16 protein-coding genes are annotated in these 20,142 nt (G+C 62.8%); 6 read left to right on the top strand and 10 right to left on the bottom strand.

Going from position 1 to position 20,142, the window contains the following annotated elements:
- The first annotated feature begins 750 nt into the window (after positions 1-750).
- Positions 751-1,140, top strand: a complete 390-nt coding sequence (locus VL15_RS14215; RefSeq protein WP_048246266.1) for a hypothetical protein — start codon at positions 751-753, stop codon at positions 1,138-1,140.
- A gap of 397 nt (positions 1,141-1,537) precedes the next feature.
- Here the strand turns inward: VL15_RS14215 and VL15_RS14220 are convergent, their stop codons facing one another.
- From VL15_RS14220 to VL15_RS14230, 3 genes are all read right to left on the bottom strand, one after another.
- A complete protein-coding gene (locus VL15_RS14220) occupies positions 1,538-1,942 on the bottom strand; it encodes a cupin domain-containing protein (protein WP_048246267.1) in 405 nt (134 codons plus the stop codon).
- A gap of 4 nt (positions 1,943-1,946) precedes the next feature.
- Positions 1,947-2,426 (bottom strand): carboxymuconolactone decarboxylase family protein, encoded by a 480-nt coding sequence (locus VL15_RS14225; protein ID WP_048246268.1) that lies wholly within the window; start codon positions 2,424-2,426, stop codon positions 1,947-1,949.
- A gap of 155 nt (positions 2,427-2,581) precedes the next feature.
- Positions 2,582-3,082, bottom strand: coding sequence for an Ohr family peroxiredoxin (locus VL15_RS14230; protein WP_048246269.1), 501 nt, complete (start codon positions 3,080-3,082; stop codon positions 2,582-2,584).
- Positions 3,083-3,511: 429 nt separating this feature from the next.
- Between VL15_RS14230 and VL15_RS14235 the strand changes: the two genes are divergently transcribed.
- From VL15_RS14235 to VL15_RS14245, 3 genes are all read left to right on the top strand, one after another.
- Positions 3,512-5,620 (top strand): efflux transporter outer membrane subunit, encoded by a 2,109-nt coding sequence (locus VL15_RS14235; RefSeq protein WP_080970824.1) that lies wholly within the window; start codon positions 3,512-3,514, stop codon positions 5,618-5,620.
- A gap of 34 nt (positions 5,621-5,654) precedes the next feature.
- Positions 5,655-6,953 (top strand): HlyD family efflux transporter periplasmic adaptor subunit, encoded by a 1,299-nt coding sequence (locus VL15_RS14240; protein ID WP_048246271.1) that lies wholly within the window; start codon positions 5,655-5,657, stop codon positions 6,951-6,953.
- Between the two features lie 105 nt (positions 6,954-7,058).
- Positions 7,059-8,612 (top strand): DHA2 family efflux MFS transporter permease subunit, encoded by a 1,554-nt coding sequence (locus VL15_RS14245; RefSeq protein WP_048246272.1) that lies wholly within the window; start codon positions 7,059-7,061, stop codon positions 8,610-8,612.
- A gap of 1,055 nt (positions 8,613-9,667) precedes the next feature.
- Here the strand turns inward: VL15_RS14245 and VL15_RS14250 are convergent.
- The 5 genes from VL15_RS14250 to VL15_RS14270 form a co-directional block, all read right to left on the bottom strand.
- The gene (locus VL15_RS14250) at positions 9,668-10,672 is read right to left on the bottom strand and encodes a DedA family protein/thiosulfate sulfurtransferase GlpE (protein WP_048246273.1); all 1,005 of its coding nucleotides are present in this window, start codon (positions 10,670-10,672) and stop codon (positions 9,668-9,670) included.
- A 296-nt stretch (positions 10,673-10,968) separates the two neighbouring features.
- On the bottom strand, positions 10,969-12,240 hold the full coding sequence (locus tag VL15_RS14255) for a DUF3734 domain-containing protein (RefSeq protein WP_048246274.1): 1,272 nt from the start codon (positions 12,238-12,240) through the stop codon (positions 10,969-10,971).
- Positions 12,241-12,250: 10 nt separating this feature from the next.
- Complete coding sequence (locus VL15_RS14260; RefSeq protein ID WP_048246275.1) at positions 12,251-13,033, bottom strand: 3-hydroxybutyrate dehydrogenase; 783 nt, start codon at positions 13,031-13,033, stop codon at positions 12,251-12,253.
- Between the two features lie 15 nt (positions 13,034-13,048).
- Positions 13,049-13,828, bottom strand: a complete 780-nt coding sequence (locus VL15_RS14265) for an acetoacetate decarboxylase (protein ID WP_080970825.1) — start codon at positions 13,826-13,828, stop codon at positions 13,049-13,051.
- Positions 13,829-14,159: 331 nt separating this feature from the next.
- Positions 14,160-15,161, bottom strand: a complete 1,002-nt coding sequence (locus VL15_RS14270; protein ID WP_048246276.1) for a bestrophin family protein — start codon at positions 15,159-15,161, stop codon at positions 14,160-14,162.
- 230 nt (positions 15,162-15,391) lie between these two features.
- Between VL15_RS14270 and VL15_RS14275 the strand changes: the two genes are divergently transcribed.
- Entirely contained in the window at positions 15,392-16,600 is a 1,209-nt protein-coding gene (locus VL15_RS14275; protein ID WP_048246290.1) for an NAD(P)/FAD-dependent oxidoreductase, read from the top strand.
- Positions 16,601-16,713: 113 nt separating this feature from the next.
- Here the strand turns inward: VL15_RS14275 and VL15_RS14280 are convergent, their stop codons facing one another.
- Both VL15_RS14280 and VL15_RS14285 read right to left on the bottom strand, forming a co-directional pair.
- Positions 16,714-17,214 (bottom strand): Ohr family peroxiredoxin, encoded by a 501-nt coding sequence (locus tag VL15_RS14280; RefSeq protein WP_048246277.1) that lies wholly within the window; start codon positions 17,212-17,214, stop codon positions 16,714-16,716.
- Between the two features lie 395 nt (positions 17,215-17,609).
- Positions 17,610-19,130 (bottom strand): PLP-dependent aminotransferase family protein, encoded by a 1,521-nt coding sequence (locus VL15_RS14285; protein WP_048246291.1) that lies wholly within the window; start codon positions 19,128-19,130, stop codon positions 17,610-17,612.
- Between the two features lie 194 nt (positions 19,131-19,324).
- Between VL15_RS14285 and VL15_RS14290 the strand changes: the two genes are divergently transcribed.
- Entirely contained in the window at positions 19,325-20,068 is a 744-nt protein-coding gene (locus tag VL15_RS14290; RefSeq protein WP_048246278.1) for an SDR family oxidoreductase, read from the top strand.
- Positions 20,069-20,142 lie beyond the last annotated feature (74 nt).

Here is a 20,142-nt window from a genome sequence, read left to right on the forward strand (position 1 = left end):
CAGCCGGTCCCGTCATATAACGCTTTTTTCAGGTGTTCGGAGCTTGAAGCCGCAGCACTCCTTGGCGGCGAGAATAGCACAGTGAAATTCGCCAGCAACGACTTTTTTATGAGCAATTAAAAATGGTTTTGTCTCATCTGTTTCGGCAAAAACGAGGTCATGTCCGCGCACAAAATATAAACATTTTATGGAGAACTTGCGGAGGCCGGTATCAACGGGACTTTTGTGAGCGCACATGGAATGACCGAACGTCCGCAATCGCAGGATTGTTGAATAATTAGCTCAATAGTGACGAGAAGTGACGCAGTGGGGTGCCCTGGAAGCGCAAGTTGCGATCTTTGCGAGAAAGGACAATGTAGCCACCCTTGACAATCCACACGGCGCGTCACCGGACTCAGTCTGTCCAAAGCGAAAATCTCGCTGGGCACCCGATGTGGTGGGAATCGCCGGAACACCGGCCCTAGGCGGGGCCAACAAGCAGAAATGACGTGGGAGGCGTGATTGAGAATGTGAAATTGCGCGGACTTTTTGCGCGGGTCGACGCAGCGCTTGTGGCGCCGTGAGGGGCTGCGAATGCCACCGGCATTCACCCGTATGGATATCTACGCGGAAAAACATGCGTCTTTGCTTTTCAGCCCTGTCAAGCTTTACAGGGTGTATCCACGATATCCGGCGCCTATATTGCTCTGGCAGGTGCGCGACTGACGCGCTTGACTGCATCCTTCAAATTCATAAAAAATGGAGATTATGATGGCCAATGTACCTCTCACCGGCACCTATATCTCGTCGGACAAGAATTTCACATTCAAAATCACGTCCGCCGATGCATCCAATGGCGTCATCGCCGGCACCTATACCACCAACTATAGCCCGATCGGCGCGTTCGCTTCCGAAGGCAACGTCGGACACTATGGCTGGGTGTTCAGCAAGGCCCAAGGCAAGGACGGCGTCGCGCCATTCAACATTAGCTTCGGCGGCAGCCAGCGCCCCGACCAGCGTCCCTACAACATTGTCGATAGCTGGAACGGCGCCTATTTGACCAACAACACGATCGTTGCCGAAGGTACGCGTTCCTTCGTCAATAGCGATGGCGTGGTCGAAGTCGGCAGCCTGGGCACGTTGAAGTTCACACTCGGCTGAGCTGATTTGTCATGACGTTGGCGGCGGCAAATCATCGCTGCCGCATCGATGGACCACAACATTGGCAGACCGTAGTAATGCCTCCCGCGGACGTCATCCGAGCGGCAGGGGTAAACGTTGAAACAAGGCAGCTATCGGGACTTTGATCCATTCGTTCGATATCTGGGTCTTCGATCGGCCCTTTTTGGATGATTGAGCGAAGTCAGGCCAGCCTCGCGGGCATGTAAGGATTCGATAGTGGGCCAGTGTCGAGTGTGCCGTCGCTCGCTAATCAGGTTGGCGGCGCGTCGACAGGCGTTGAGTCCAGATGCAACGCGAGCAACGCACGTGCCTGATCGGGCGTGATGGTTGAAACCGGCGAGCGGCCCGGCATTGCCGGGCCTTGCCAACGATTGCGCTACTTCACGGGCGTGAGGACCGGCGCGCCCTTGTTCTTGATCAGGAACACGACGAACCTTGCCGGCTTCGTGCTGCTGGCATTTCGTCCGACCGTGTGCACGTCGTCCGGGCCTTCGTGGAACGTGTCACCCGCGTGAAGCGTGACCTCCTTGCCGCCGTTCAGGCCCATCACGATGCTGCCTTCGAGCACATAGACAAATGCGTGCGCATCGTGACGATGAACGGGGTCGACGCTGCCGGGCGGATAATCCACTTCGATCATCTGGACTTCCTTGCCCGGATACTCGGGCAACGGCTCCGTCGTCAGCGGCGTGACCTTGGCTTGCGGAGCGGCGGCGGCCGGCTGAACGACCATCAGCAGCGACGATACCAGCGGCGCAAGCACGAGCATGATGCGTTTCATGTCGTCACTCCAGGTTGGCCTTGTCGAGCCCGAACATCTTGTCGAACGAGCCGGGCGCGATGCGGAATGCGATATTCAGCCGGTTCCAGTTGTTGATTGCGCCCACCAGGTAGGTGAGATCCGACAGCTCCTGCTCGGAATAGTGCGCACGAACGCGTTCGTAGAGATCGTCCGGCACGCCATGCGACGGGAGGTGGGTCAGCACGTCGGTCCATTCCAGCGCGGCACGCTCGCGCGGCGAAAACAGCGTCGACTCGCGCCAGATCGCGACGTGATGCAGACGCAGTTCGCGCTCGCCGTGGATTTTTGCCATCTTGATATGCATGTCGAGGCAGAACGCGCAGCCGTTGAGTTGCGATGCTCGAATCTCGACAAGCTCGCGGACCGGCGCCTCGAGCGTCGTTTTCTGAAACAACCCGTCGAGCTCGATGAGCTTTTTGGCCATTTCAGGCGATTGCTGAAAGTAGTTGATACGTTGCGTCATGATCTGTTCTCCTGATCGGTGGAAGCGCGACTGCCGACCCTGCGTACGACGATTCACCGCAGGACCTGCCTGACAACCATCGTAATCGCGCGCCTCGGGGGGCAGTAGTGCCGGGAGCGTGCGCACTCTGTTGTCGCTTCGGAACCAATCGCCCGTCATGCCGAAATGGCGATGACGCTGCAGATTCCCTGCCGCGCCATCTTCGTATAGGGGCACAGGCGTTCGGTGTCGCGAACGAGACCTTCCGCGACAGGCAGGTCCACACCCGGCATGCGGATGGTGACGTTGGCAACCAGTGCATATCCGCCGTCTACCGGATCGCGGCCGAACGATACTTCGACGGCCACGGTTGTTTCCCGGATATCGATCTGCGCGCGTTGCGCCAGCAGGCTCAGCGCGCCGTGAAAGCACGCGGCGTAGCCGGCGGCAAAAAGCTGTTCGGGATTGGTGCCGCCACCCGGGCCGCCAAGTTCGGTGGGCAAGCGCAAATCGAGGACGAGACAATCGTCGTCGGACCTCGCGACGCCCGATGCACGCCCGTGCCCGGAGACGCCTCCGGAGACCGTGACCGTGGTCGTGTAGAGCGCGGCGAATTCCCGCCCCCGGTATTTGTCGAGCAGTGTCAGCGGCGGAGGTTTCAACCTCTCGTTCTCCATATGCCTCCCGGTTGCTTGTATGGCCAACGCGAGCGGTTCTCGACCCTTGCGTATCGAGGCGGTGCGTTGTTTTTCGACGCGAATCAGCGCAATGGCGCGGTTCGTGCCTGCCAGTCGACTCCCATGACCGCCATCCGAACGATGGACCACGCGCACCTGCATGCTAGGCAATGCCGGGTCGTCGTACCAGATCGACTCGGGATGCATGGTGTTGCCCGCTTTGCACCAATCCCGTGAGGACGGGACGCGGCCGGTTGCATCGATCTCCGGGCGAATGCCGTGACGGGGCGGATTGGTGTCAATGAGGAACGGGAAAGTGTTCCGATACGGGTCTACCTGCACATGAGCCCGGCTCCTAGTATTGCGACACGGCAATGCGGCCCATCAGCGACGCGGAATGCGACGCACCTGTGAAATCGGAGGCTTGCGATGGAGACGTTGAATATCGACCGCCAGACGATGTCGCTGGCGCCGATCCGAACGGAAGCCGGCATCGAAGCAGGCGCGCATCTCGTCAGCGAGCGCGAAGGGTATGCGCACCACGGAATCTACGCGGGAAACGGGCTGGTTATTCACTATGGCGGCTTTCATCGTTCCGCCGGGCGATGCCCGGTGGAGTGCATCCCGCTGCGTCGCTTCGCGGCAAACAAGGGCGTCCGTGTCCAACCGGAACCGGATGCCGTTTATACCGGGATGACCGTCGTCGAGCGGGCCCGGTCACGCCTGGGTGAAGACCGATACCAGCTTCTGACGAACAACTGCGAACACTTCTGTACCTGGTGCGTATGGGGTGTCGGGCGCAGTGAGCAGGTACGCCGCGGTTTGAGGAATCCATGGATGGGCATCAGAACATTGTTCGCGTTCGCGAACGAGATGCTTGCGTGTCGCGCGCACATGGCTTCGAGCCGTCGCGAAGAAAGGTGCTCGAGACACGCCGCGCGTTCGCCGGTACGCGGCCAAAACTGCATCGCGATTTTTCTGCAAACGGTTTTCCTTGCCTACTACGTGACGAGACGAGTAATGAACATTCTTTCAATCGCCGGGCGAACCACGTCACGCGTGATCAAGGCCGGCGTGCCGGTGATCGTCGCGACCGGCTTGTCGGCGTGCGTGAATTACGCAGGCATTCATGGCGATGCAGCGATGAATGCGCCGCGGCAGTATGCGACGCAACAGAGCCTTCCATTCGAGCGCGGCCATTGGCCCACCGCCAACTGGGCCGATCAGTTCGGCGACGGCCAGTTGAAGGCGCTGATCGACGAGGCGCTAAGGAGCAATCCGACGCTCGATCAGGCGCGTGCGCGCGTGGCGGCCGCGCAGGCCTATCGCGAATCCGCGCATGCGGGAACGATGCCGCGCGTCGATGCCGGCTATGCGCTCACACGCCAGCAGTTTTCGGGAACGGCGCTCGTTCCGCCGCCATACGGCGGGTCATGGCAGACGGAGAATCGCGGCATCCTCAGCGCTTCGTATGAGCTCGACCTCTGGGGCAAGAGGCGCGAAGCGCTGAAGGCGTCGGTATCCCGGCTTCAGGCGAATCGCGCTGACGAGGAAACGGTCAGGCTGACGCTCACGACGTCGATCGCGCGCACCTATAACCAGCTCGCGCGCCTGTACGTGTTGCATGACATCGCGCAACAGGAGATCGCTCGACGCGAACAGATCGATCGCGTCACCGCCGGCCGTATCGCGACAGGGCTCGACACGCAGGTCGAGCGCGAGACCGCACGCGCGAATCTCGCGACGAGCCGCGCCGCGATGAAATCGCTCGACGGTCAGATTCTCGCGACGCGCTATCAGATCGCGGCGCTGCTTGGCGCCGGTCCCGATCGCGGTTTGCAGATTGCGCGCCCGGCGCTCGGCATGGGCGACGACGTTCGTCTACCCGACAACTTGCCCGCGGATCTCGTCAGCCGGCGCCCCGACATCGTGGCTGCCCGGTGGAACGTCGATGCGATTGCGCACGACGTGAAGGAAGCGAAGGCCGAGTTCTATCCCGACATCAACCTGAGCGCCGCGATCGGACTCGACGCGTTCGGCTTCGGTCGCTTCCTGACAGCGGCGAGCCGCACGGCATCGGTCGGCCCGGCCATCCACCTGCCGATCTTCGATGCGGGTGAGCTCCGCGCACAACTGAAGGGACGCTACGCCGACTTCGACTACGCCGTCGCGACCTATAACCAGGCGCTCGTGACCGCGTTGAGCGAAGTCGCCACGCAAATCGCCGGCGTGCGTTCGACGGACGCGCAGCTTGTCGATGCGCAGACTGCGCGGCAAGCCGCGCTGAAAGCCGCCGAACTGGCGCTCGCGCAGTACAAGGCCGGTCTCACGAATCAACTGACCGTGTTGAACGCCGACGTCAATGCGCTTTCCGCCGACCAGGGCGTCGCGAACCTGCGCATGACCCGCCGCGATCAGCAGATAGCGCTCGCGTCCGCGCTGGGCGGCGGCTTCGTCGACACGTCGTTCGCGGATTCGGAGGCCGCGGCGCGCGCCGACGTGTCCGCATCCGATACGCCTGCCGTCGCCGCGCGCTGAGCGGCGATCCATCGAATCTGCCTGGAGAATTGAAATGAGCGAAATCAACCCGCCGGTTCGCAAGCCGGTCGACGCTGCCCGCGTGAATCACGATCCGTCGCCGCCGGGCGACGACGAGGTCGGAAGCGAACCCGCGACGCGCAGGCGCACGATGTTGTTGGCGCTGCTCGGCGTGGCGGTTGTCGCGTCGTCGATCGCCTATGGTGTGTATTACCTGACGTACGCGCGCTATCACGAATCCACTGACGACGCGTACGTCAGCGGCAACCTCGTGCAGTTGACGCCGCAGGTGGCGGGTACCGTCGTCGCCGTGAACGCCGACGATACGCAGATCGTGAAGGCGGGCGATCCGGTTGTCACGCTCGACAATGCCGATGCGAAAGTCGCGCTCGGCAACGCCGAAGCGACGCTGGGCCAGACCGTGCGGCAGGTGAGCAGTCTCTACGTGAACAACGATCTTTATGCCGCGAACGTGGCCCAGAAGCAGTCCGATCTGGCTCGGGCTCAGGACGATCTGCGCCGCCGCCAGGCCGTCGCCGACACGGGCGCCGTGTCGGCCGAAGACATCGCGCACGCGCGCGACACCGTGACGGCCGCGCGGGCCGCGCTCGACGCCGCGCGTCAACAGGCGCAAGCCAACCGCGCGTTGACCGACCGCACGACGATCAGCCAGCACCCGAACGTGCAGGCCGCCGCGTCGAAAGTGCGCGATGCGTATCTCGCCTACGCGCGCAACGTATTGCCCGCACCCGTCACGGGCTATGTCGCGAAGCGTTCGGTTCAGGTCGGCCAGCGCGTGTCGCCCGGCACGCCGTTGATGGCGATCGTGCCGCTCGACGGCGTGTGGATCGATGCGAACTACAAGGAAAGCCAGTTGCGAAACATGCGCATCGGTCAACCCGTCACGCTGACTGCCGATGTGTATGGCGGCAAGGTCAAGTACCACGGCTGGGTCGTCGGTTTCTCGGCGGGCACGGGTAGCGCATTCGCGAGCCTGCCGGCGCAGAACGCGACGGGCAACTGGATCAAGATCGTCCAGCGTTTGCCCGCGCGCATCCAGCTGGATCAGAAGGAACTCGAAGCGCATCCGCTGCGTATCGGCCTGTCGATGGACGTCGATGTGGATACGCACGACAACACCGGCCGACAGCTCGGCGCGGCGATGAATACGTCGTATCGCACGGATGTGTTTGCGGAATACGGCGCGCAGGCCGATGCCGAGATCGAGAAGATCATCGCGCAGAACATCGTCGTCGAACCTGCGGCGCAGACGGGGCGCGTCGTATCGTCGACGACTTCCGCGAAGCGCGACGCAAAACTGCGTGCAAGCTGATTCGACACCCGGAGTGCATGGTGCAGTCGTGCTCCGGGCGATTCAATCGTCCGACTGGCCGGATCGATACGCCGCGCCCTGTCGAACCTTCAGAGTGGAAGCGAAATGAATTCCTCAATGCAACCTGCACCGCCGCCGCTGACGGGCGGAAAGCTGGTTCTGGCGACACTCGCCGTCGCGCTCGCGACGTTCATGAACGTGCTCGATTCATCCATTGCCAACGTGGCGATTCCGACCATCTCGGGAAACCTCGGCGTATCCGTCGACGAGGGCACGTGGGTGATCACGCTGTTCTCGGCCGCCAATGCGGTCGCGATTCCGCTGACGGGCTGGCTTACGCAGCGTGTCGGACAGATCAGGTTGTTCGTGGCCGCCATCGTGCTGTTCGTGTTTTCGTCGTGGCTGTGCGGCGTCGCGCCGAACCTGCTCGTGCTGCTCGCCGCGCGCGTGTTGCAGGGCGTCGTCGCAGGGCCGCTGATTCCGCTGTCGCAAGCGATCCTGCTGGGCTCGTATTCGAAGGAGAAAAGCTCGACCGCGTTGGCGCTGTGGTCGATGACCGCGACCGTCGGCCCGATCGCCGGCCCCGCGCTGGGCGGCTGGATCACCGACAGCTACAGCTGGTCGTGGATCTTCTACATCAACATTCCCGTCGGCCTGTTCGCGGCCGGCGTGACGTGGATGATCTATCGGGACCGGGAGACACCCGTGCGCAAGCTTCCCATCGACAAGGTCGGCCTGATGTCGCTGGTCGTGTGGGTCGCGACGCTGCAGATCATGCTCGACAAGGGCAAGGATCTCGACTGGTTCAATTCCCCCGTGATCTGCGCACTTGCCGTGGTCGCCGCCATCAGCTTCCTGTTCTTCCTGATCTGGGAATTCACGGAGAAGAACCCGATTGTCGATATTCGGCTCTTCGCGGTGCGTAATTTCCGCGGCGGCACGATTGCGATCTCGGTCGCATATGCGGTGTTCTTCTCGAACCTCGTGATCCTGCCGCAATGGATTCAGGGCTATCTCGGCTATCGTTCGGTGGACGCCGGACTCGTGACGGCGCCGCTCGGGATCTTCGCCGTGATGCTGGCGCCGTTGATGGCGAAGATCATGCCGAAGTCCGATGCACGAGTGCTCGCGACGCTGGCCTTCCTCGGTTTTGCGGGCGTGTTCTTCATGCGCTCGCATTACACGACGAGCGTCGATCCCTATACGCTGGTGCTGCCGACGCTGTTGCAAGGTATCCCCATGGCGCTCTTCTTTACGCCGCTTACCGCGATCATCCTGTCGGGGTTGACGCCCGACAGGATTCCGGCCGCCGCCGGCCTGTCCAATTTCGTGCGTGTGTTCGCGGGCGGCGTCGGCACGTCGTTGATCGCGACCGGGTGGAACGACCGGACGATCCTGCACCATGCCCGGCTCGCCGAGCAATCGAGCGTGAACAACCCCGACTATGTGAGCGCCATCGCGCAGCTCCACACGACGCTCGGCGGCGGGTTGGATCAGGCCGCGACGTTCTTCGAGCGTACGCTGAATGCGCAGGCAGCCATGCTCGCGTTGAACGATATCTTCTGGTTGTCGTCGATCATCTTCATCGTAATCATCCCGCTCGTCTGGCTCACCAAGCCCGGCAAGGGCGGCGGTGGAGCAGCGACGGGCGCGCACTGAGCGCGGTCGTTTCCAGCGGCGGCGTTCGGCGCGCGGTAACGATCGCTCGACAGCCGCCGAGACCGTCGGTGCAAGACCTGCGGTCGATTCCGATCCTGTCCGGATGCCCACCGGGCCGCGGACGTGACGTGGTCCGACTCTTTCGGCATCGCCCGGCGGTACAAGGGCGACTCCGTCTCCCATGCTGCGCAGCGCCATCTCGGGACAAGCCAAGCGCAGATCGGCTCGGTGTTGCGTACCGGTTCCGCGGCGACAACAACCCGTCATGCGGCATATGGTCGTGAGTGTCGGGCGTCGGCATGAACAGACATCGATTGCGTTGCGCCGGGCTCGATTGCACATGCCGGCGCCATGCCGGGATTCGAAATGCCCGCCGGTGTCGCAAGCGTTATCGGCCGCGAATGGCTGCCCCGGATCGACACCGCCGCTTCGCGCACCTGGCGCCTTCGGCGTTTGCAAGCGGACGGCGACCTGATCGCTATCCGAGCGGACGAAGTTCGAGAGGCCTGATGGGCCGGCAGGCGGGACGCGTGCGTCGACCCGCAACTCGGCATCGAAGCACCGGGCCGTTGCCGCTTCGACGGCCCCGCGAGGTCGGTTTTTTCGAGCGACCCTGCCGCGGAAACCACTAAAACCACTACGGTGTGCACGCCGGACATGGGCGATGCCGCAATCAGGGGATAAGCGTGTGCGCAGGTCGATCCTTGCTGCGGACGAGCCATCGCGACGCCAATCGCGGCAATTCTCATCGAGCCTGTGTGTGCCGGGTCGGTGCTGGACCTGCCGCTATCTGCACGCTGTTTGCTCGGTGTCGTCCCAGGCGCCGCCAATCGACTTCCGACAGCGTTGCTGCCGCCGTCGTGTAATCGGTGGGCACACGGATCCGATCAAACAGGAAGATGCTTGAAACCGGAAAGGGGGGATGGTGGTCGCCGCCTTCGGGCACGTGCTGCGCGAAACGGTGGAGGCGCTGTCCGCTGCGTGGCGGCGCGCCAACCTGAGGGGGGGAATGACGCCGTACCCGGATACTCGGGCACGTCATGGATGCGACGCCGTCAATGCGTGAAAAGCGTTCTCTCTGCTTCGCTGATTGCCGCGTCGTTCATCGCGATGACCGGTTCGACGTCGAAGCCTTCGACACGCCATGCATCGATCCCGCCGGTGAGCGGCAATGCAAGCTTGACGCCGGATAGTCGTAACTGCCTGGCCACCGACGCCGCGGACACTTCGTTCGGACACCCACAATAGATCACGAGCGTTCGGTTCGCCCCATAACGTTCCATGATCTGCGCGGGCTTGCGTTCATCGGCAATCACGGCGCCTGGAATGACGAACGGATCGCGCATGCGTCGTTCGGTGGAGCGGACATCGATCACGACCGGCCGCGGATTGTTCGCGAGCAACGCATGCAATTCACCCGCGCTGATCCGCGCCTTCCCGAGCGCGTTTGCCAGCGTCAGCCGCCGGCAGTAGCGATACGAGAAATACAGCAACGGGGCGATGCCGACGACGATCAGCGCGTGCCAGCCAAGACGGGCGACAAGGGAAAAGATCACGTCGATCTGCGAAGCGAAGATTGCGCCGATGGCCAGGCCGATCGATGCCCAAAGCGCAACGCCGGCGCAATCATGCAAGACGAAGGAGCGCAATCTGACGGCCATCGCGCCGCACAGGGGAACGGCGACGAGCGACAGGCCGGGTACGAACCGGGCGACAACCAGTACGCGGACGCCCCAGCGACCAAAAAAGCGCTCCGTCGTCCGGACGCACGTTTCGCGTGACTGCGACAGCTTGCAAACGGTATGAAGCGTGCGCTTGCCGTACCGCTTGCCGCCCTGGAACCAGACCAGGTCGCCAAGTACGCCGCCAATCACGGCGGCGCCCAGTATCGCTGCGAAATGCAGCACCGTCGCCGACGCAACATGCGTGACGAGCGCAATGCCCGCGCCTACCGTGATCAATGTCGGTATGGCGGGCAAAGGCAGGCCAAGCGAAGATCCCAGCACGTTCAGGAATACGACCAACGTGCCATACCGTGCGATCAGTTCATGCGAAATCATGATGCTCTCCTTGTGGCTTGCACGTACCGGTCTCGAAGGTCGTTCATTGCGCTGCCCAAGCTGCGGTGTCCGACACCGGCTCCGGATTTGCCGTCATCGAAGCGATCCGACACATCGAATCGGCAACCGAAAGAGCTGGATCGCACGTCGGAAGACGTCTGGCCCGGGAAAGCACCGTTCGCTTGCGCGGTGGAAAACACGGCGGCGCGGCGCCGTGTGCGGATGTTCCCTGCCTTGGTCGCAGCGATGCTCGACCCGCCCGAATGGAATGACCCGGGGGAAGAAGCCGATACGCGCTACTGGGTGACGGACGGCTCTTTTTTCGGCAAGTTTTTCGATGACGCACGTGTGTCCTTGCCGGTTTCGGCGGTTTCATCGACGTCCTGCCGATAGCGGTGCACATCGCGCGTGACGAAACCGATCTCGCGGCTCGGAATCTCGAACCACTCGGGGTGTCCGAACGAACGGCGAATATCCTCGAGGCCGCTCGCCCAATGCTCGTGCATCGTCTCCTTGCTGAATTCATAGTCCTTGTAGTGCCCCTCGAACGACTTGTTCTTGTAGATCAGGTGCACGACATTCACCGCGCTGCCGTCCGCCGTTTTCTGCGCCTCCTGCAACAGCGGGTGCGCGAGCCGCACGTTTTCGGGGATGTGCTCGAGCAATGCCTTGATCATCTGCGCATGCTTCTGGTTCTGCGACATGAACGCGGTGATGGCACGCGTGCGGCTCGAATACTGAATGTCCTTGGTGCGCTCGCTGACATCGAGGAAGTCACCGGGCAACTTGCCTCGAGAGCTCCACAGATCGAGCTGGAAAACGAGCGTGTCCCTGTGCTGGCTTTCACGGATGATCTCGGTGAGGGGCGTGTTGGAAACGAGTCCCCCGTCCCAGTAGAACTCACCGTCGATTTCGACGGCCGGAAAGCCCGGCGGCAGCGCACCCGAGGCGATGAAATGTTCCGGCGCCAGGCGCATCTTCGAATTGTCGAAGTAGACGAGGTTGCCCGTTCGAACGTTGACCGCCCCGACGGAGACGCGGATGTTTCCGTCATTGATGCGATCGAAGTCTGCATACCGCAAAAGCGATTCACGCAACGCCGACGTGTCGTAATAGCTGACCTGATCGGGGCGCTTCCTGCCGAATCCGGCGAAAGGCACGTGCATGCGCGGAGAGAAGAATCCGCCCTGACCTTCCATCAGCGTGCGCGTGGCGGCCCATGCGCTCGACCACCTGCGCCCGACGTCTTCAAGCCCGGGCCACGCCGACAGGTACGCGCCGACACTTGAGAGCGGATCGGTCGGCTGACTGATGGTGTTCCAGAAGCCGCGCAGCGCCTCCGTTCGGTCCGCGGGCGCGTTGCCGGCGATGATCGCCGTATTCAGCGCCCCGATCGAGACGCCGGCGATTCGCGTCGGCTCTACGCCGACTTCGGCCATACCCTCGTATACGCCGGCCTGGTATGAGCCGAGTGCGCCGCCGCCCTGCAGCACGAGCCCGATTTCGTCATAGGCGGGGAGCTTGATGCGATGGGGCTGCTTCAGCTTGTTACGCTGGCTCGAATACATGGTGTTCTCCTTACTGCATGAACCAGCCGTGGCTGACCACGATCGATTGTCCGGTGAGCGCGTTCGACTCGAAGCCGGCGAGGAATGCAACCGTGTTCGCGACGTCGGCCAGCGACGTGAATTCACCGTCGACCGTCTCCTTCAGCATGACGTCCTTCACGACCTGCTGTTCGGAGATGCCCAGGGCTTTCGCCTGTTCGGGGATCTGCTTGTCGACCAGCGGGGTCCGGACGAAGCCGGGGCATACGACATTGGCGCGCACGTTACGCGCGCCGCCTTCTTTCGCGACAACCCGCGCGAGACCGAGCAACCCGTGTTTCGCGGTCACGTAAGCCGACTTGAGCTGCGAGGCCTCGTGCGAATGCACCGAGCCCATGTAGATCACCGAGCCGCCTTTGTTCGACGCATACATGTGCCGGATCGCGGCTCTGGTCGTCAGGAACGCGCCGTCGAGGTGAATGGCGAGCATCTTCTTCCAGTCGGAAAATGCGTAGTCCTCGATGCGGTTGACGATCTGGATGCCGGCATTCGACACGAGCACGTCGATGCTGCCCAGCCGGTCCACGGTTTCGGCCACACCCGCATCGACCGCTTCCTCGCTGGTTACGTCCATCGCGACCGCAAGCGCTTTCCCGCCATCGGCAACGATATCGCTGGCGACCTTCTGAGCATTCGCGAGATTCAGATCCGCGATCACGACCGTTGCGCCGTCTTTCGCGAGCTTGCGCGCACACACTTCACCGATACCGCTCGCCGCACCTGTTACAAGTGCAACCTTGTCGTTCATTGCCATACATCCTCCGGGAGATTACTGGTTGACCGCGAGTTTCAATGACGCGGCAGGGGCGAGATAGTCATAAGCCACTTCGCCGATATCGAGCGTGAGATTTGCAATGACGTGGCATGCGCCGATCACCTTTCGAACCGGCAGATCGGCAACCGATGCGAGTGCGTGGGGATGCAGTTCGAGCGCTGCAGGCCCCTCCCACGCGCCGATCACGTCGACATCGCGAAGGAAGAAGCGCACGAGTTCGCAGATGCGAGCCGAGCCATCGACGTGGGGAATGACCTTGAGCAGATAGTTGGGCGTGTCGGCGAGCTTGCGGCGCTCGGCGGCCGTGTCGAGGGCACGATACTTGTAGCCCATCGTTCCGGTGGCGATGCGCTGCGTACCGTAGTCGAGCGTGCCGAGCAGGGTGTCCTTGCCGTCGATGCAGAGCTTCGGTGAAGCCAGCTTCTTGGGAAAGCCCCAGATTTCGCGTCCGGCTGCGATCGGGCCTTCGTCGTCGAGGTACATCGCGTGCGTGAAGTTGGCGCGATTGCCGCCTTCGTCGAGCACGGAGATCACCTGGCCGCTTTCCGTGTAGTCGCCGAACCCCGACGAATCGGGCATGCGGATGAACTCGTAATGGACGATGGCCTTGTCGACCGTCAGCGGTTCCGGGACGACGGCCTGAAGCGCGTCCATGTCCGTCTCGTACGAGATGATGAAGTATTCCCGATTGATGAAACGGAAGGGCGGACGCGGATACGCCGGGTTGTGCACGGGCATCGCAAAGGCGTTGTTGCGGATATCTTCTTCTGTCACGGATCGTTCCTCGGTTGGTGAGGTGCTGAGTCACACGCGATCGCGTCAGCAGCTTGCTGCCGCGGCCGATGACGCACGAAGACGCAACGCGGCGAAGGCTTGCCGCGTGGATTCGCACGCCTTTCTTGCGGTGTCGTGTCTGTTTGCCGGATTGCATCGGACAGCATGGTCGGCCACCGTCAACGCCAAGCGTAGGCGATGTGCTCCTGCGGCAGTAGCGCCGCAAAGGACCTCACCATGTTGTCTCGGCGACAACAATCGACGACGGGTGGAGTGCGCGGCAAATGATCGAGGCAGCGGAAACCGTGCCGTGCGAAAGACGCTGAGCGCCCTATAGCGCAATGACCGTGTGGCTCGACGGATCACACGCAGGTTCACCGAGCATCGCTTTCAGATCGCGCTCGATCGTGCTGCACAGCGTTGAAATGGGAACATCGTTTGCGCCGCCTTCAAACGGATTCTCCGTGCTTTCGCCAACCTGCTCGAGCGACGTGTACATCCACGACACCGCGACGCTGCATGGCACCACGAGCCACACCATGTTGCCGTGCATGAACCCGCTTACGCTATCGTTCAGTCGGTTGAATTCGTTCAGAAGACCGAACGGAAGCGACAGGCAGAAGAACCGTACGAACAGGGAGCTGACGGTCGCGTACTGCCGCGGATAGGGGAAGTTCTTGAAACGTTCCGCTTTTGACTGGAGATCGATGAATTCACCGATTGTCTTTTGAAGCTCCATATAGAAGTTCGAATTCAGATGGCCCGCCACGTGAAGCGTCTTGAGCGAAATGCCTTGCAGGCTCAGCACGCACGTTGCGATGGAAGCGGAAGAGAGCGCCTGTGCCGTTTCGGCGGGAGACAGGTATTTCGGCAATAACTCCTTGATGTCTTTTTCCCACTCCGGAACGCGATAGAACCGGCGGTACTCCGCGTTGTAGCGTTGGTTCATGCTTTCCCAGATCCGCGGGCGACGCAGGTCGTATCGCAGCGCGGTCAGCCAGGCCAGGTGTCGATATACCAGCTTGCGGGAAGTTTCTTCGTCTGCAATGAAGTCGCGCGCAGTTTGGCCCCAGCGGCGGCTTTTGCTCAGGATCTCGGTCCAGATTTCCAGCGCGTCCATCGCGCGGTTGTATGTTTGGACGTTCTTGAAGCCGACGATGAACGACGTTGCTGTGCCGAGCAGCGCCACGATCGTCAGGGGTATCGACAACCATGTGACGGAAAAGAATTGATACAGAATGACCGGCACGGAACCGAAAATAAGCAGCTCGTAGATTTTCCAGCGCGTCCAGATCAGGAATTCCGATAATTTGTACGATTTTCCGAGATGCATTTTGCTTGCCTCATCGACAATTCAGGTAGGTGACGAAGACGGTGTTTGGGTAACGTGCGTTCTTCCGTCACGCATCATGCCTGCGATCGATTCGGGTGGCGTGTGATCGATTGGTGTCGAAGCGGCAACATCGTGAGCACGGTTGCGGATCTACTGCGCAATGCCGCGTCGACCTACGATGATTTCGCGCGGCGGAATGCCGCTATCGACATCAACCGAGGGCAATGATCATGTCGCAGAAAATCCTGATAGTGGGTGCCGGCTTCGCCGGCGTGTGGGGCGCACTGGGTGCGGCTCGCGTGCTTGACAAGGCTGGCGTGGGAAGCGGTGACGTTGAAATCACGTTGATCTCCCCGAAACCCGAATTGCAGATCCGGCCGCGGCTGTACGAAAGCGAGCCTCAACGAATGGCCGCACCGCTGCTGCCGCTGCTCGATGCCGTCGGCGTGAAATTCGTCGAGGGCACTGTCGAGGAGATTTCGGTTCGCGAGAAGACGCTCGGTGTTGCGCTGGCCGACGGACAAAAGCGTTTGCTGGCGTACGACCGGTTGCTGCTGACCAGCGGCAGTTCGTTGAGCAGGCCGCCGGTTCCGGGGCTGGCGGAACACGCGTTCTCGGTCGATCGTATTGAAGACGCGGTAGCGCTCGATGCGCATTTCGATGCGCTGGCGAAGCTGCCGGATTCTCCGGCACGCAATACGGTTGCCGTGGTCGGCTGCGGCTTTACGGGTATCGAGGTCGCCACCGAATTGCCGAAGCGCCTGCGCGAGCGGTTTGGCGCCGACGTGGCGAGCCGTGTCGTCGTGATCGGCGCGCAGGACGATATTGGTCCCGATCTTGGCCCCAATCCTCGGCCGTACGTATCGGAAGCCTTCGACTCGCTGGGCATCGAGACCGTACTCGGATCGCGCGTCGTGTCGGTCGGGGCGGACGGCGTCCGCACCGCGTCGGGCACCCATGTCGAAGCGATGACGGTGATCTGGGCCGGCGGAATGCGCGCGAGTTCACTGACGGCACAAGTGTCGTCGCATCTCGACCCGCTCGGGCGTGTCGAGGTGACCCCCGATCTTCGTGTGGCGGAAGCCCCCCACGTGTTCGTGGCGGGAGATGTGGCGCGCGCCCGGAGCGACGATGACGGGCACGATGCATTGATGTCCTGTCAGCACGCGATCGTGATGGGGCAATTCGGCGGGCACAACGTCGCCGCGGATCTGATCGGCGAGGCCACGCTGGAATACCGGCAGCCGTTCTATGCGACCTGCCTCGACCTTGGCGAATGGGGCGCGGTTTACTCGGAAGGCTGGGATCGTCAGATCAAGCTGACGCACGCGGAAGGAAAGGCGCGCAAACAGGTGATCAACACGCAGTGGATCTACCCGCCGGCGCCGAATCGTGCCGAGGCGCTGGCAGCGGGTAACCCGCAAGCATCGTCCGATTGAACCGTTCGCGCCGCCTGATTCGTTGCGAGATGCGCAGTGACTCAGGCGGGCGGCGGCGGTGAGGACCTTCGACAGCGCGCCGCGCCGCCGCCGCCCGCTCACCGGGCGGCGAGTCAGTCGACCACGGTCACGATATTGACCGACCCCTGTCTGGCCATCTTTGCATACGGGCACATGCGTTCCGCGGTTCGAACCATCTCTTCGGCCGTGCTTCGGTCTACACCAGGCATCCGGACCCGCACATCGATGACCAGCCCATAGCCGCCATCCATGGGGTCGCGGCCGAACGACACTTGCACCTCCACGACCGTGTCGGTGATCTCCGCTGCGGCGCGCTTCTCGATCAGGTTCAGTGCACCGTGGAAGCATGCGGCGAAACCCGCCGCGAACAGTTGTTCGGGATTGGTGCCGTTACCGGGCCCGCCGAACTCGGTGGGCAGCCGCAGATCCACGGCAAGATTCCCGTCATCCGAACGGGCCACGCCCGATGCGCGGCCGTGCCCCGTCTCGCCGCCGGAAACCGTGACGGTCGTCGTATACAGGGGATGGAAATCCCGGCCCCGATACCGGTCGAGGAGGGAAAGCGGGGGCGCTTGCAGCTTCTTGTCGTGCATGATGCATTCTCGAGTTCAAAGACGCGCGTTCCGATCCCGGTTGATTGATTCGTCGAAGTATCTGGCGAGGGCGGGCCGCACTGCCCGGGCAGACATCATCGTCGGGAAACGGCATGGAACGAACGGTCATATAAGGAATGCGGCAACCTCATGGTGCAGCCCGATTCCTGGTTAGTCCGCGGGACAAAGCCGCCCCCATGCTAGAGGAGTACGGTTGGCGGCGGTATGGCTGCCGAGGGAGACATGATGTTTCCCGTTCGACACCAATCCGGACCGGTAGCGTCCGGCTGTCGCCGGTGCGCTTCATGACGACCGGTGCGCCGATTCCGCTCGCCGGGCCAGGCAAGACGCGGTTGCGGGCTCGTACCGCCGGGTGAGACGGCGCGTGCCGCGCTTCAGGGATCCACGCACGCGCGCAGCGTTTGCGCGAGGCGGCGCGCTTCTCCCGCGTCGGCGATGTTCGCGAACCCGATGATGAGGCCGCGCGGCGTCTGCCGCGCACGGCTGTTCGCATACCAGATGGACAGCGGCAAGATCGCGAGCCCCGCGTCGCGGGCGCGCGCGGCAACGGCGACGTCGTCGACCGGGCCGTCGGGCCCCTCGGGGAACTGCACCGAGAACTGGATGCCGCCGGCAGGCAATTCGACGATCAGCCGCTCGCCGAATGCCTGTTGCAACGCGTGCACGATCAGTGTGCGTCGCTCGCCATACAGCGTGCGCATCCGCTTCAGATGGCGGGCAAAGTGGCCCTGTTCGATGAAATCCGCCATGGCCGCCTGCAGGAGCGTCGGCGAGCCGGCGTTCATGCTGCCGGCGACCCGTTCGACGCGCTCCACGGCACGCTCGGGCACGACCGCGTACGCAAGCCGCAAACCGGGATACATCGCCTTGCTGAACGTGCTGCAATAAATCACGTGATCCCGCCGGTCGAGACTCTTCAGCGCCGGCAGCGGGCGGCCCAGATAGCGAAACTCGCTGTCGTAGTCGTCCTCGACGATCCAGCCCGATGTTTTTTCGGCCCAATCCAGCAGGGCGATGCGCCGGGCAAGCGACAGCGTATGCCCGAGCGGGCTCTGATGCGACGGCGTCACCAGCGCGAAGCGTGCCCGCGCGTCCAGCTGGATGGCGCGTTCGACGTCGATCCCTTCGGTGTCCACGGGCACCGGCACGAGCTGTACACCGGTCTCGGACAGAAAGCCGCGTGCGAGCAGATAGCCGGGATCCTCGAACCATACACGGTCGTTCGGACGCGCGAGGCTGCGCAGCGCGAGTTCCAGCGTCGCGCGGTAGCCGCCGGTGATGAACACCTGTTCCGGCGCGCAGGTGACGCCGCGCGACAGGGTCAGATAGGTGGCGATGTGCTCGCGCAGCGGGCGGTAACCCAGCGGATTCGGGTAGCCGAGCATCGCGCGGTCGCTGCTGCGCGCGCGCAGCGACACGAGCCGGTGCCATACCTTGCGCGGAAATGCGTCGAGCGCCGGGAGCCCCGGTTGCAACGGGCGTGGCTCGCCGCTCATCGCGACGGCGATGGGCTGCGGACGCGGCGGCGCCTGACTGCCGCGCGGCATGCGCGGCGCCCGGCGCGAGCCGGCGTCTGCGGCGCACTGCGCGGGTTCGACGGCACGCGCGGGCAGCGAACCCGTCAGCGATATCGGCAGGGACGGCGACACGAACGTGCCAGCCGCACCGCGCATTTGCAGATAGCCCTCGTCGACCAAAATCGTATAAGCCTGTTCGACGGTGCCGCGCGCGGTGTTCAGCTGCGTCGCCAGGCCGCGCAGCGCGGGCACGCGATCGCCGGGACGCAGATGGCCCGCGGCGATCGCGGTTCTGAACCGCTCGCAAATCTGCAGATAGATCGGCACCTGATGGTGCCGGTCGATTTCGATGCGCAGGGTGGGTGTTGACGCGGACATCATGGCCTTGCGGGTGACCGGAACGGATACGGTATGGACTAGTTGTATCGACGATTCTTGGCTCTTATCGATAGGACATGATTCTTCCACAATTGCGCCGTGCCATGTGACGGATATGACTTTCTTCGTCGAAGGGGGCGCCCGTCACGTACTCCGCGCATTCACATGCAATCCTTTCGTCAGGAGATTTTGCAATGAAGATCGTTGTCATCGGTGGGTCGGGCCTGATCGGCTCGCGAGTCGTCACGCTGCTGGGCGAAGCGGGCCATCAGGCGCTTGCCGCATCACCGAGCACCGGCGTCAACAGCATCACGGGCGAAGGCCTGACCGATGCGTTGATGGACGCGGACGTCGTCGTGGACGTGGTGAATGCACCGTCATGGGAACCGCAGGCGGTGCTGGACTTCTTCCGCGCGTCGGCACGCAATCTCGGCAGGGCCGAAGTGGCCGCCGGCGTGCGCCATCACGTTGCGTTGTCGATCGTCGGCTGCGACCGGATGCCGGAGAACGGTTATTTCGCCGCCAAGGTCGCGCAGGAGCAGGCGATCGAAACAGCGGGCGTGCCGTACACGATCGTGCGCGCAACGCAATTCATGGAGTTCATCGGCGGCATTGCGGATTTCGGCACGGACGGCGGCGTGGTCCGAGTCGGTGACGGGCTGTTTCAGCCGATCGCCGCGGAAGACGTCGCGGCGAACCTTGCGCAGATCGCGCTTGCCGGGCCGCTGAACGGCACGGTCGAGATCGCGGGCCCGGACCGTGCGCCGTTCGCGGAGATCGTCACGCGCTATCTGAAGTCGGTTGGCGATCCGCGCCCGGTCGTGACCGATCGTGACGCCCGCTACTACGGCGGCCGCGTGGAGGAAAAATCGCTTGTGCCGCTGGGGAATGCGCGACTCGGCCGCATCGGTCTCGACCAGTGGCTCGCAAGAAAGTGATTCGCACCGGCACATGTGGCGGTTCGCTGGCGCGGGCCGGCGAAGTCCAATCGGGATGAGTGGTATCTGGGGGC

Source organism: Burkholderia cepacia (assembly GCF_001039005.1).
In the GTDB taxonomy this organism is placed as follows: domain Bacteria; phylum Pseudomonadota; class Gammaproteobacteria; order Burkholderiales; family Burkholderiaceae; genus Burkholderia; species Burkholderia theae.